The sequence below is a fragment of the Clostridium sp. AF32-7AC genome (genome assembly GCF_003477925.1).
In the GTDB taxonomy this organism is placed as follows: Bacteria; Bacillota; Clostridia; order Lachnospirales; family Lachnospiraceae; genus Otoolea; species Otoolea fessa.
The window spans coordinates 117,498-129,935 of sequence record NZ_QUEG01000007.1; the positions used below are offsets into that span (position 1 = coordinate 117,498).

General features: G+C 49.0%; 14 protein-coding genes and 1 pseudogene. All 15 read left to right on the forward strand.

Features of this window, described 5'->3' with window-relative positions:
* Positions 1 to 279: 279 nt before the first annotated feature.
* The 15 genes and pseudogenes from DWZ45_RS11010 (at position 280) to DWZ45_RS11075 (ending at position 12,366) form a co-directional block, all read left to right on the forward strand.
* Positions 280 to 1,041 carry a 5-oxoprolinase subunit PxpA gene (locus DWZ45_RS11010; protein WP_022358636.1) on the forward strand — a complete coding sequence of 254 codons (762 nt, stop codon included), beginning with the start codon at positions 280 to 282 and terminating at the stop codon, positions 1,039 to 1,041.
* A 24-nt stretch (positions 1,042 to 1,065) separates the two neighbouring features.
* Positions 1,066 to 2,289: an NRAMP family divalent metal transporter gene (locus DWZ45_RS11015; RefSeq protein WP_118469093.1), complete on the forward strand. Its 1,224-nt coding sequence runs from the start codon at positions 1,066 to 1,068 to the stop codon at positions 2,287 to 2,289.
* A gap of 223 nt (positions 2,290 to 2,512) precedes the next feature.
* The gene (gene pxpB / locus DWZ45_RS11020; RefSeq protein WP_022358506.1) at positions 2,513 to 3,241 is read left to right on the forward strand and encodes a 5-oxoprolinase subunit PxpB; all 729 of its coding nucleotides are present in this window, start codon (positions 2,513 to 2,515) and stop codon (positions 3,239 to 3,241) included.
* A gap of 2 nt (positions 3,242 to 3,243) precedes the next feature.
* Entirely contained in the window at positions 3,244 to 4,341 is a 1,098-nt protein-coding gene (locus tag DWZ45_RS11025) for a biotin-dependent carboxyltransferase family protein (RefSeq protein ID WP_117796819.1), read from the forward strand.
* A gap of 36 nt (positions 4,342 to 4,377) precedes the next feature.
* Positions 4,378 to 5,187 carry a putative hydro-lyase gene (locus DWZ45_RS11030; RefSeq protein WP_022358508.1) on the forward strand — a complete coding sequence of 270 codons (810 nt, stop codon included), beginning with the start codon at positions 4,378 to 4,380 and terminating at the stop codon, positions 5,185 to 5,187.
* A 414-nt stretch (positions 5,188 to 5,601) separates the two neighbouring features.
* A complete protein-coding gene (gene rplM / locus DWZ45_RS11035; protein ID WP_022358509.1) occupies positions 5,602 to 6,036 on the forward strand; it encodes a 50S ribosomal protein L13 in 435 nt (144 codons plus the stop codon).
* Positions 6,037 to 6,064: 28 nt separating this feature from the next.
* A complete protein-coding gene (gene rpsI / locus DWZ45_RS11040; protein ID WP_022358510.1) occupies positions 6,065 to 6,454 on the forward strand; it encodes a 30S ribosomal protein S9 in 390 nt (129 codons plus the stop codon).
* Between the two features lie 433 nt (positions 6,455 to 6,887).
* Positions 6,888 to 7,718, forward strand: coding sequence for a phage antirepressor KilAC domain-containing protein (locus tag DWZ45_RS11045; protein ID WP_118469095.1), 831 nt, complete (start codon positions 6,888 to 6,890; stop codon positions 7,716 to 7,718).
* Positions 7,715 to 7,858: a hypothetical protein gene (locus tag DWZ45_RS14535; RefSeq protein ID WP_182426670.1), complete on the forward strand. Its 144-nt coding sequence runs from the start codon at positions 7,715 to 7,717 to the stop codon at positions 7,856 to 7,858. Before DWZ45_RS11045 ends, DWZ45_RS14535 begins: the two co-directional genes overlap by 4 nt.
* Before the next feature lie 47 nt (positions 7,859 to 7,905).
* Positions 7,906 to 8,427, forward strand: coding sequence for a helix-turn-helix domain-containing protein (locus DWZ45_RS11050; protein ID WP_270807914.1), 522 nt, complete (start codon positions 7,906 to 7,908; stop codon positions 8,425 to 8,427).
* Positions 8,414 to 9,724: pseudogene (locus tag DWZ45_RS11055) on the forward strand (DUF87 domain-containing protein); the annotation flags it as partial. The gene DWZ45_RS11050 and the pseudogene DWZ45_RS11055, both read left to right, overlap by 14 nt.
* A gap of 187 nt (positions 9,725 to 9,911) precedes the next feature.
* Positions 9,912 to 10,691: a DUF134 domain-containing protein gene (locus DWZ45_RS11060; protein ID WP_117796820.1), complete on the forward strand. Its 780-nt coding sequence runs from the start codon at positions 9,912 to 9,914 to the stop codon at positions 10,689 to 10,691.
* 1 nt (position 10,692) lies between these two features.
* Positions 10,693 to 11,349, forward strand: a complete 657-nt coding sequence (locus DWZ45_RS11065) for a Crp/Fnr family transcriptional regulator (protein ID WP_107000764.1) — start codon at positions 10,693 to 10,695, stop codon at positions 11,347 to 11,349.
* Between the two features lie 79 nt (positions 11,350 to 11,428).
* A complete protein-coding gene (gene rbr / locus DWZ45_RS11070; RefSeq protein ID WP_107000763.1) occupies positions 11,429 to 11,971 on the forward strand; it encodes a rubrerythrin in 543 nt (180 codons plus the stop codon).
* Positions 11,972 to 11,991: 20 nt separating this feature from the next.
* Positions 11,992 to 12,366, forward strand: a complete 375-nt coding sequence (locus DWZ45_RS11075) for a desulfoferrodoxin family protein (protein WP_107000762.1) — start codon at positions 11,992 to 11,994, stop codon at positions 12,364 to 12,366.
* The last annotated feature ends 72 nt before the right edge of the window (positions 12,367 to 12,438 follow it).

Below are 12,438 nucleotides of genomic sequence, written 5' to 3' on the forward strand. Positions count from 1 at the left end.
AAAAAGGTGCAAAAAATCACATCGTGCAAAAACGCACGCCTAAAACGTGCGTTTTTGCACGATTTTTGTATATAAATTAAATTATTTTAAAAAATATTAAAATTATGATTGAAAAATACATAAAAGTCAGATAAAATATCATTAGAAGCAAAAAAACAAGGGGAACATACAAAAAACATCTCATCTTAAAAATAGTTTCCGATGGTTGTTGAAAACAGACAGAAGAAACGTTAAGCCGCAAAAATGAGATGTGTGAGCTAAGAAAGGGAGGAATGAACCATGTTTTATGTCGATTTAAACAGTGATTTAGGTGAGAGCTTCGGTAACTATACGATTGGTATGGATGAAGAAATTCTTCAGTACGTGTCTTCCGCCAACGTAGCCTGTGGATGGCATGCAGGTGATCCGATGGTTATGGATAAGACCATCGCACTGGCAAAGAAATACGGAACCGCAGTAGGAGCACATCCGGGATTTCCGGATCTGATGGGCTTCGGTCGAAGAAACATGGTGGTAACTCCGGAAGAAGCGAAAGCATATCTGAAATACCAGCTCGGCGCATTGAGCGCATTTACTAAGAGCCAGGGCGTAAAAATCCAGCACGTAAAACCGCACGGTGCATTCTACAACATGGCAGCTGTTGATGAGAAGCTGGCGAGAGCTATGTGTGAAGCAGTCTATGAAGTAGATAAAGATATCATCTTCATGGGTCTGGCAGGATCCCAGATGATCAAGGCAGCCGAGGAGGTTGGTTTACAGGCAGCGAGCGAGGTGTTCGCAGACCGTGCATACAACGATGACGGAACCCTGGTTTCCAGAAAACTTCCGGGAGCAGTCATCAAAGATAAAGACCTGGCAATCAAACGTGTCGTAAGAATGGTAAAAGAAGGGAAAGTTGAGAGCATCAACGGAAACGACATTTCCATCAAGGCAGATTCCATCTGTGTACACGGAGACAACCCAAAAGCGCTGGAGTTCGTAAAGAACATTCGTGAGACCCTGGTAGCCGAGGGAGTGGAGATTAAAAATCTGTTCCGCTAATACGTATATAAGGAGAAGAAAAATATGGGAGAAAAGAAAAAAAGTAATGCGAACACGACAGCCCTGATTGGCGCCGCGTTCCTGATGGCAACGTCCGCGATCGGACCTGGTTTCCTGACACAGACTGCAACCTTTACCGGTCAGTATGGCTCTATTTTCGCACTGGCAATCATCTGCACCATTCTTCTGGATGTTACAACCCAGTTAAATATCTGGTCCATCATCGGTGTGTCCGGTATGCGTGGACAGGATATCGCAAATAAAGTTGTTCCGGGACTCGGATATTTCATTGCGTTTCTTGTGTCTCTCGGCGGTCTGGTATTCAATATCGGTAACGTCGGCGGCGCCGCAACCGGTTTTAACATCGTATTCGGTTTTCCGCTGAAAGTCGGAACCGTTGTAGCCGGTGTCATCGGTATCCTGATCTTCTTATCCAAGGATGCGAAAAACTTCATGGATAAGCTGACCAAATACTTAGGAAGCATCATGATTGTTACCGTACTTTATGTAGCATTCCGTTCCAAACCTCCGGTTGTTGAGGCAATCAGCAGCGTTGGACATCTGAACGAATTCCCGAATCTGGTATTCCCGATTATTACCCTGCTTGGCGGAAGCTGCGGCGGTTACATCACATTCTCCGGTGCACATCGTCTTCTAGATGCAGGTTTCTCCGGAACCAAGGATCTTCCGCACGTTCGCCGCTCCGTATTAATGGGCGTCAGCGTATCGGGTGTTATGAGAATTTTACTGTTCCTCGCAGTTTTAGGCGTTGTTACAGCAACTCCGGAAGTTGTTGGAAGCGAAGCATGGGTAGCAAGCCCGCCAGCAGCAGCTTTTAAGGCAGGCGCAGGCATCATCGGTTACAAGATCTTCGGTCTGGTTATCCTGTTTGCAGCTATCACCTCCATCATCGGTGCAGCGTATACATCCGTATCCTTCTTAAAGACCCTGCATCCGTTCATCATGGAGAATGAGAAATGGTTCGTTATCGGCTTCATCGCTGTATCGACCGTTATCATGACATTACTTGGACAGCCGGCAACTCTTCTGGTTCTGGCAGGTTCCGTAAACGGACTGATTCTTCCGATTACACTGCTTGTCATTCTTCTGGCAAGCCGCAGGAAAGATATCGTCGGTGAAAATTACAAACATCCGACCGTACTCATCGTACTTGGTGTATGCGTTGTTCTTCTGACCGGTTACTCAGGAATCAAGGCTCTGCCGAAGATTCTTACCATCTTTGGTTAATGAATGAAAAAATGCAAAAAATGTGGTAAAATAATAAAAAACGATTAAACGGACAGGCGCCCGGCGGACTGGCTGGATGAGCACGCAGATGGCTGGCTTATGGCAGCAGGTCTGCCGGGCGTTTCCCTGTAACTGGCTTGTTGGGTCGGAAGCAGTTTTTAGGTTTTTCGAAGAAAAGCAGAACAGGCAGGCGGGGGCTTCGTTTATCTGACAGGAGGTATATATGAGCGAGGTAAGATACCTTGTAGCGGGCGACAGCGCTGTGTGCGTTGAGTTTGGCAATGAAATCAGCCCGGAGATCAACAAGAAAATCCGCGCATTCAAGATTGCGGTTGAAAAAAGCGATATACCGGGAATTGTGGAGACGGTTCCGACATACCGCTCCTTATTAGTACATTATCATCCGGAAGTGATCGGATTCAAGGCACTCACAGAAAAATTTGATAAATTGATGGGTTCCTTATCCAGCATTCCGATCCCGCCGCCAACCGTTATCGAAATTCCGGTTCTCTACGGCGGAGAGATGGGTCCGGATATTGAAAATGTTGCGGAGCACAATCACAAGACCGTGGAAGAGGTCATCAAGATTCATACATCTGAAGAATATCTAATCTACATGATTGGATTCATCGCTGGATTCCCATATCTGGGCGGCATGAGCAAAGAGATCGCAACCCCGCGTCTGAAGAGCCCGAGAGTGAAGATTGAGGGCGGCTCCGTCGGTATTGCCGGTGAGCAGACCGGTATCTACCCGGTAGCATCTCCGGGAGGCTGGCAGTTAATTGGACGGACTCCGTTAAAACTCTATGATGCAGACCGCGAGAAACCAGTGCTTCTGGAAGCGGGACAGTATATCAAGTTTGCTGCAGTAACCGAGGAAGAGTATAAAAAGATCGAAAAAGAAGTCGAAGATGGAACCTACAAATACGTTGTGTACGATAAGGAGGTATAAAGATGGGCATTAAGTTTGCAAGCGGCGGATTCCTCACAACCGTACAGGACATGGGACGCACCGGCTATCAGGAGTCCGGTATGTCTGTATCAGGCGTTATGGATCAGCGTTCCGCAGCGATCGCGAATATTTTAGTGGGAAATGATGAAAACGAGGCGGTTCTGGAAGTAACCCTGATGGGACCGATGATGGAATTTACAGAAGACAATATTATCGCAGTAACCGGCGGCAATCTGGTTCCAAAGGTAAATGGAAAAGATCTTCCGATGTATCAGGCAGTTTTAGTACATAAGGGCGATTCCATGAACTTTGCCGGTATGACAAGTGGAAGCCGCGTGTACATTGCAGTAGCAGGCGGGCTGGATATCCCGGTACAGATGGGCAGCAAATCCACCAACTTAAAGCTGAAAGTAGGCGGTTATCAGGGAAGAAAGATCGGTGGCGGGGACGAGATTGGTTTTGCCGCTCCGAAGACGACCCTTCCAAATATGAGAAAGAGAAAAGTGACGCCGGAGGACTTCTCCCAGACGGAGAAAACCATCCGCGTTGTCATGGGACCGCAGGATGACTGCTTTACCGAGAAAGGTGTAGAGACTTTCTTAAGCAGCACATATGCATTTACGAATGAGTCCGACCGTATGGGCTGCCGTCTCGAGGGCGAGGTCATCGAGCATAAAAATGGCGGCGATATTATCACAGACGGTATCGCCTTTGGTGCGATTCAGGTGCCGTCCCACGGACAACCGATTATCATGATGGCGGATCATCAGACCACCGGCGGTTATACGAAGATTGCTGGCGTTATCTCTGTGGATCTTCCGCTGGTTGCACAGTCCAGACCGGGTTATAAAGTACATTTCCAGAAAGTAACGGTTGAGGAAGCACAGAAGCTCTACATTGAGCAGGTGGAAAAACTCAAGGCACTCAAAGAAGAATTGGCAAAAGTACCGGAACCGTGCGGAGAACTCGATGCGGTGATTCAGGTAGCGGTTGGATGTGAATCGAAGAGATACTGGAATCCGATTGGAACCTACCGGGTTGTGATCGATGGAACTGAATATATGGTTGAATTAGAGGAAGAGACTGAAAGATTCAGATAAACCTCAGATGTATTGAAAGATATGGAGGGAACGTATATGGCAGATTATAGCAAAATGACACCACCGGAAGTATGGAAACTGATTCGGACTGGCGAGATTACCCGCCCGACGGCTGGCATGTGTGCCGGATATGCACAGGCAAATCTGGTTATCCTGCCGAAGAAGTACGCGGATGATTTTAAAGAATTTGCAAGAAAGAACCCGAAACCGTGTCCAATCCTGGAAGTCGTAGAGGGCACACCGGATATCCACGATATGGGCGAGGGCGCGAGCATCGTGACGGACATCCCGAAATATTTCATTTACCGCGACGGTGTGAAAGTCGATGAGGTGACAGATGTTTCTTCTTATTGGAAAGAAGATTCGGTTGCATTCCTGATTGGCTGCAGCTTCTCCTTTGAGGAGGCGCTTATGAAAGCCGGCATTGAAGTGCGCCATATCGCGCAGGGCTGCAATGTTTCCATGTACAAGACTAACATCCAGTGTGAGAGCGCCGGCGTGTTCAAGGGACCGATGGTTGTCAGCATGCGTCCCATGACCCCAGAAAACGCACAGAAAGCCAAAGAGATCACAGACCGTTATCCAAACGTACACGGCGGTCCGGTCCAGATCGGCGATCCGGCAGCGATCGGTATCAAGGATATTTCCAAACCAGACTATGGCGATCCAGTCGAGATCCGCGAGGGTGAGATCCCGGTATTCTGGGCTTGCGGCGTTACCCCTCAGGCAGCGATTGAAAATGCAAAACTTCCGTTAGTCATTACCCACGCACCGGGACATATGTTCATTACCAATGTCCTGAATACGGAGCTGAATGATTATCTGGAAGCGAAGAAGCAGAAATAGGCAGAATCGGTTCTTCCATTGCAGGAACGGTTTTATCGAAAAATAAGGTTTGACGGAGATTTCCCAGTCTCCTTCAAATAAATTCTCTTGAGAAAAGAGAAAAAGTTCATTACCAACCTAAAAAGCGGCGAAAAGGGAAGATGGAATCTGAGAGGAGGAAGTCTTCCTTTTTCATGTGTATCTCATGCGTATATCATACGCTTGGGATGAAATGCACTTACCTTGTAAATTCCTTGAGAAAATCGTTGAAAAAACCTTGTATTTTCAAGGAAAAACCGCTTGACACGTCCGGGACGGTGTAATATAATATGTCAGTATGACGTGAGTCGGGATATGCCGGCACCAAAGCCCCGGAGCAGGCATTTCATGATATAGTTAATCTCAATTATAGGAAGTAAAACAGGAGGTCAACCAATGAAGAGTTTTATGGCTAGTCCAGCAACAATCGAGAGAAAATGGTATGTAGTTGACGCTACAGGATATACATTAGGTCGTCTTGCATCTGAGGTAGCAAAAGTATTAAGAGGTAAGAACAAACCGATCTTCACCCCGCACATGGATTGCGGCGATTACGTAATCGTAGTAAACGCAGAGAAGATCAAAGTAACTGGTAAGAAACTGGATCAGAAGATCTACTACAATCACTCTGATTATGTAGGTGGTATGAGAGAGACAACCCTTCGTGAAATGATGGCTAAGAAGCCGGAGAAGGTTGTTGAGTTAGCAGTTAAGGGTATGCTTCCAAAGGGACCTTTAGGAAGAAGCATGATTACGAAACTTCATGTATACGCAGGTCCGGAGCACGAGCAGGCAGCTCAGAAGCCGGAAGTTTTAGAAATCAAGTTTTAATTAAAGGCACTGGAAGGAGGAAACAATAATGGCTAACAAATTTTACGGAACAGGCAGAAGAAAAAAATCTATCGCTAGAGTATACCTTGTACCGGGAACCGGCAAGATTACAATCAATAAAAGAGACATCGACGAGTACTTTGGTCTTGAGACCCTGAAGGTAGTTGTACGTCAGCCGCTCGTAGCAACCGAGACTGTTGATAAGTTCGATGTACTTGTAAACGTACGTGGTGGTGGTTTTACAGGCCAGGCAGGTGCTGTAAGACACGGTATCTCCAGAGCACTTCTTCAGGCAGACGCTGATTACCGTCCGGTACTGAAGAAAGCAGGCTTCTTAACTCGTGACCCGAGAATGAAAGAGCGTAAGAAGTACGGTCTCAAAGCAGCTCGTCGCGCTCCGCAGTTCAGCAAGCGATAATCTACAACTTAAAAATGCTAAAAAAGCCCGGAAATATGGCATTTTCCGGGCTTTTTCTATGCCTGAAATCACCTGATTCCGATGGTGAAATTTGAGAAAATTTGACTTCAAATTAGTCCATTTTGATGGGTTTACCATGGGTTTACGGCCTATTTTTGAGCCTAATGGGTGGGAAAATGGGTTTACAGAAGGCCATTTTGGAGGGGAAATTCGCCCCATATCCTTGACAGATTTTCGGCAAACATCTGGCTGAAACGGAATGAAAAACAGTGTCAGGTTCGTTTGGCGAGTTCTGACGAATTCTGCAAAAAAATAATATCAGGTATCCTGTTACATAGAGCCTTGGCTCATTCTTTGCAAACGAGAATGGGTCGAGGCTCTATTTTTTTCGCCCGAAATCCGGCGAGACAAATTTGAGTAGGAGGTAACAGGTATGACGGATTTCAATCAGAAGACCCATGACACCGATGTGGGCAGTCATGGCGGAAAGTCGAGGCAGATGATGGAGGTGTTTGAGAACCAGGAGTTTGGTTCGATCCGCGTGTTGCAGGAGGCAGGCAAGACCTTCTTCTGTGCAAGCGATGTGGCGAAGGCGTTGGGGTATGTGAATCCCTACGCTGCTGTGAAACGCCATTGCAGAGGCCCCCTAACGAAACGCGAGGGGGTCGTGCAGAAGATGAATCAGTATGGGGATGTTGGAGAGCAGGTTGTTGAAATCTCCTTTATCACAGAAGGCGATGTTTACCGGCTGATCGTTCACAGCAAGCTGCCATCGGCAGAACGATTTGAACACTGGGTGTTTGATGAAGTTCTCCCGTCTATTCGCAAGCATGGTGTGTATATGAGCGATTCCATTTTGGATCAGGTGATTCAGCATCCGGAAGTCATCTACACCCTGGCGCAGGAGCTTGTAGCCGAGAGGGAGCAGCTTGAGGGTATCCGCAAACAGCTGGATGCGGCACAGCCCAAGGCAGACTACTTCGACACCTTTGTGAATCCGGAAGATTGCACCTGCATCCGAAATTTCTGTAAGGAAATCGGAATCCCGGAGAAGACGGCAGTGGCTCTCTTACTGGATCACCGCTATCTGTACCGCAGTCCAAGCGGCTGGCTGATGCCTTTTGCAGACAAATCTGCAAGGGGCTATTTTATTGTCCGGGATTGCTACGGCAGAAGTGGAAAGCTGGTGCAGCAGACGAGAGTGACCTGCAAGGGAAAGAATCATCTCTTCAAGTTGTTTAAGAAATGGGGTGTGATCGAATGACGCTTTTTACAGAGGGACGACTTCAGGCATTTGAACGCATGATGCAGGATACCGGCAAATACCATCGACGGGAGGACAGCGAAGATCGTCCGCGCAAATGTCCGAAGAAAAAAAACGGAGCCTGCGAAAAAGGATGGTGAGCACCATGCCGGTATTCAGGGTTGAGAAAAACAGCAATTACACAACGATGTGCAATTACCACCTGCGGGATCAGGGTCTCAGCCTGAAAGGAAAAGGACTTCTCTCTATGCTGCTTAGTTTACCGGACACATGGAACTATTCGGTACGGGGATTATCTTCGATTACACCGGATGGCGTAGATGGGGTGCTTACAGCTCTGAAAGAACTGGAACGTCTTGGATATCTGGAAAGGAACCAGCAGCGTGAGAGTAACGGTCGGATGGGCAGAGCGGAGTATGTGGTCTATGAGATGCCAAGGAAAAAGCCGTGTTCGGAATCACCGTGTACGGAAAAGCCGTATACGGTAAATCCGGATACGGACACACCGGTTACGGAAAATCCCGCGCAATTAAGTACTAATAGAACAAGTACTGAAACAATCAATAAAAGAGAGAAGAAGGAAATCCAGCACCGGTATGGCTCATACGAAAATGTCCTTCTCTCTGACACGGAATACGGCAAGCTCCGGCAGGAGTTCCCAGGAGATTATCAGATGCGGGTGGAACGGCTCTCTGAGTATCCGCTTTGAGCTTTCTTTTATGAATATGGCTACGGATGCCTCGAATTTTGAGAAGATGGTGCGCATCCTGTACCAGAAGGATCATTTCAATCCGGTGCGCACGGAGTACAGCACCATGCTGCGCCGCCAGCTTGCCCAGGGCAACAACGGCCTGACCAAGACGAAGTACCTGACGTTTGGCATTGAAGCAGAATCCATGAAACAGGCAAAGCCGAGGCTCAATCACATTGAGATCGACCTGATGAACAACTTCAAACGCTTGGGTGTCCGGGCAAAATTGCTGAACGGTAAGGAACGGCTTCATCTGATGCACGATATGTTCCACATGGGTGACCATGACCGATTCAATTTCGATTGGAAGTGGCTGCCGGAGAGCGGGCTGTCGGTAAAGGACTTTATTGCCCCGACCGGGTTTGCCTTTCCGAAGAACCGTGTTTTTCAGATGGGTGGGATGTATGGTTCCATGTCCTATCTCCAGATTACGGCTTCCGACCTGTCGGATCAGCTGCTGAAGGACTTTCTGGATATGGAATCCAGCCAGATTGTGACCATGCACATTCAGTCGGTAGACCAGAACAAAGCAATCAAATCCATCAAGCACACCATTACGGAGCTGGATCGTTCCAAGATTGAGGAACAGAAGAAAGCTGTCCGTTCCGGATACGATATGGACATCATTCCGTCAGATTTGGCAACTTACGGCAGGGACGCAAAGGCACTGCTGAAGGAATTGCAGAGCCAGAATGAGCGTATGTTCCTGCTGACCTTTCTGGTGATGAATACCGGCGAGACGGAGCAGGAGCTGGAAACCAATGTGTTTCAAGCTTCCAGTATCGCGCAGAAGTACAACTGCAACCTGCGCCGTCTGGACTTTCAGCAGGAGCAGGGGCTGATGAGCTGTCTGCCGCTGGCACAGAACCTGATTGAGATTCAGCGCAGCATGACTACCAGCAGCACGGCAATTTTCGTTCCGTTTACCACCCAGGAACTGTTTCAGACCGGGAAAGAGGCTCTGTACTATGGGCTGAATGCTCTGTCCAACAACCTGATTATGGTTGACCGGAAAAAGCTCAAAAACCCCAACGGGCTGATTCTGGGTACTCCCGGTTCCGGTAAATCCTTCTCTGCCAAGCGAGAAATCGCCAATGCGTTTCTGGTGACGGATGACGATGTAATTGTGTGCGATCCGGAAGCCGAGTACACGGCACTGGTGAAGAAATTTTAGGGGCAGGTCATTAAAATCAGCCCTTCCAGCGCGCAGTATATCAACCCGATGGACATCAATGCGAACTATTCGGAAGAGGATACCCTGCGAAGTTCTGTCAAATGTAGATAATCTGACAATACGAACATGGCTCACACGTAGTCTTCGACACCGAATATCAGCCAGCACACATATGAGGACGGAAAATGTAGCAGCTTTTGAAAAATTGCTTTTTCTGCTCAAAGTGCTATAATTGGAATATACCGAATACAAAGGGAGGAAAGCTCCCATGCCAAGACCGCCACGGTGCCGTCGAATTTGTGGCGTACCACAGGTCGATACATTCTGTCCTAACGGGTGCGAGAATACCGAGCCGATCCTGCTGACGCTGGACGAATACGAGGTCATTCGGCTGGTTGACTTGGAGCAGCAAACCCACGAGCAGTGTGCCGCTCAAATGGAGATTTCCCGCTCTACCGTGCAGGAGATTTACGAAAGCGCACGGAGCAAGATCGTAGCGTGTCTTGTCCACGGGAAACCGCTGCACATCACCGGGGGAAACTACCGCATCTGCGGAGGACAGGAGGCAGCTCACTGCGGCCGTTGCTGCCGGATGCAGAGAGCCAACATGGAAAAATCAGGCAAAACTTGCAAAGGAGATTCCATTATGAAAATTGCAGTTACCTATGACAACGGTCAGATCTTTCAGCATTTCGGTCACACCGAGCAGTTCAAGCTTTATGAATCTGTGGACGGCAAAATCGTCCATGCGGAAGTCGTTGATACCAACGGCAGCGGTCACGGCGCACTGGCAGGATTCCTGATGCAGAACGGCGTGGACACTTTGATTTGCGGAGGCATCGGCGGCGGTGCGCAGGCAGCACTCGCCGAAGCGGGCATCAAGCTCTACGGCGGTGTCAGCGGGGACGCTGACGCGGCGGTGAGCGCATTGCTCAACGGAAGTTTGGGCTACGATCCCAATGTTCACTGTGACCACCATGACCATGAACACGGCGAGGCTGGTCACTCCTGCGGTGACCACGGCTGCGGCAAGCATAGCTGCCATTGATATGGAACGCACACTGACACAACTTCCGTTCTGGTCATCCTTGACCGAACGCGAAATGGACACACTACGCCGAAGTGCCTTTGTCCGTCATTATAAAAAGGGTGCGTTCGTTCACAGCAGCGACAATGAATGTCTCGGAATGCTGTTTATTCTTTCCGGCGAGATCCGCACCTATCTTCTCTCTGATGAGGGGCGGGAGGTAACGCTGTTCCGCCTGTATCCGGGCGAACTATGCGTGCTTTCCGCCTCCTGCGTGATCAGTCAGATCACCTTTGATACACAAATGACTGCCGGAATGGATACGGACATTCTGATTATCTCTGCAAATGTCATTGCTGCACTCAAGGAGAAAAATCTCCATGTCCGCTGTTTTCTTTATGAACTGGCAACGAAACGGTTTTCTGATGTGATGTGGGCGATGCAGCAGATTATGTTCAAGGGATTGGATCAGCGGCTGGCAGAATTTCTCTTTGCCGAAGCGGAACGTACCGGCTCCGACACGATACGCATGACCCATGAGCAGATCGCCCAGCACATCAGCTCGGCACGGGAGGCAGTGGCACGGATGCTCAAAAGCTTCTCGGAGGACGGGCTGGTGGAGCTGAAGCGTGGTGCAATCACGCTGCGGGATAAGAACAGACTAAATCGTCTAAAATAAAAAGAAATGTGACTTCGTTACAGAAGAAAATCATAGATTTGCTACAATAAAAGCAGAAAAACAGGAAGGAGTATCCGCCATGAAAGAAACGAAATACGCAGGAACTCAAACCGAAAAAAACCTGATGGCTGCCTTTGCCGGTGAGTCCGAGGCGCGCAACAAATACACCTATTTTGCATCCAAGGCCAAGAAGGAAGGCTACGAGCAGATCGCGGCGCTGTTCCTCAAAACCGCTGATAATGAGAAGGAACACGCCAAGCTGTGGTTCAAAGAGCTGAACGGCATTGGCGACACCGCCGAAAACCTTCTCTCCGCCGCTGAGGGCGAGAACTACGAGTGGACGGATATGTACGACGGCTTTGCCAAAACCGCCGACGAGGAGGGTTTCCATGAGCTGGCCCAGCGTTTCCGCCTGGTAGCCGCCATTGAAAAGCATCATGAGGAGCGCTACCGTGCCCTGCTGCACAATGTGGAGATGGCGGAGGTCTTCGCCAAGAGTGAGGTCAAGGTATGGGAGTGCCGCAACTGCGGGCATATCGTGATCGGCGAGAAAGCACCGGAGGTCTGCCCGACCTGCAACCATCCCCAGAGCTACTTTGAAATTCACGCAGAAAACTATTAAAGAGAAAAGGAGAACGAATCATGGAGCAGAAGTTTTACATTTGCAAGCATTGCGGCAACATCATTGCCAAGGTCAAGGACACGGGCGTTCCCGTCATCTGTTGCGGTGAGCCGATGAGCGAGATCATCCCCGGTACCACCGACGCCGCCGTGGAGAAGCACGTCCCTGTCTGGACTGTGGAAAACGGCATCGTTCATGTCAAGGTCGGCTCCGTAGAGCATCCCATGCTGCCGGAGCACTACATCGAGTGGGTGTCCCTCCACACCAATCAGGGCAACCAGCGCAAGGAACTGCACCCGGGCGAGAAGCCGGAGGTCTGCTTTGCGCTCTGCGAGGGCGACGAAGTCGAGGCGGTCTACGCCTACTGCAACCTCCACAGTCTGTGGAAAGCGTGATCGTTCCGCGCATGGTATCTTAGAACCAACATAGAGAACTGAATGTCATGTATTGCAGGCAGGAGGCAAACA